Annotated in this window: 1 pseudogene; it reads right to left on the reverse strand. The window is 50.0% G+C overall.

Annotation, left to right across the window (positions count from 1 at the left end):
- Positions 1–1039: pseudogene (locus R7Z49_RS28165) on the reverse strand (hypothetical protein); the annotation flags it as partial.

Here is a 1039-nt window from a genome sequence, read left to right on the forward strand (position 1 = left end):
TGCTTGGGCAATAACGCGATAGAAACTTCCTGATGAATACCAGGAAAATAACTGACCGCAGGTACAACACCCGGTATACCTTCCAATGCCATGGCCAAAGCCAAAGCGGCTTCATTGGCAACATGAAAGTACTTGCGATTACCTTCGCCAATGGGTTTACCCATTGAGCCCGATATATCGACAAGCAAGTGCACAGCAGCATTGGGCGCAATGCGCGGCTGCCTTTGAATAAACAATCTCGACTCACCTGCTTGGGAAGCGGCAAGACGATGGGTTGCAACTCGAAGACCGTGCCGTTTGGCATGATTCCGATTGTCCTGACTGGACTGAACCATACCTCTAAGTCGGGCTCGAATTTGAGCCGACTCAGACGCCGATAAGGTCAAGATGGCCTCATCACCCAACATAGCTTGCTCTGCTTGGGGCAAACTGAGTGGAGTGACGCCCTGATGTCCTTCAGCTTGTTCCGACAACACTTCTGCCACTTGTGCAAAGGTATCGGGTTCAAACTGAGCGGCACTGGCCTCTAAGGCTTGTCGCAAATTGTCAGCTTGATCAGAGTTATCTGAATCACCCGTTTCAGCAAAATCCCCCGTTGCAGACGAGTTTTTTTCTGGGGTTTGACTATCACTACTGTTATTGCTGTCATTACTCGCCTCTTGTCCAATGTCATTACTGCTATCAGCATCCGACTCATCCTGTGGTGGACGAGATTCTTCTTCCAACATGGCAACGATGGCATCGACAAGTTTTAGCACTTCACCTGTAGACGCCAGGCTAGGCACTGCTGTCAGCATGGCGCTTAACCGGCTCATCGCTGCGGCAGGAAAGAGTTGTCTCACTCTTTCATCGACTGCTTGATACAAAGGCGTCAGCGCTTTCTGGCCCAGAAAATGGCATCTCAAGCGGAACAACAACCATGCTTGCAAGTTAGATGCAAGCTCAAGCTGTTCAGGTACACACATTTGCTGTGTGTCCACCATGTACTCAATCACTTGCGAAATACTGCGCCGGGTTCCGGGGTAATCCTTTGCCAATT

Origin of the sequence: Vibrio sp. 1562, assembly GCF_033340155.1 — a bacterium.
Classification (GTDB): domain Bacteria; phylum Pseudomonadota; class Gammaproteobacteria; order Enterobacterales; family Vibrionaceae; genus Vibrio; species Vibrio alginolyticus.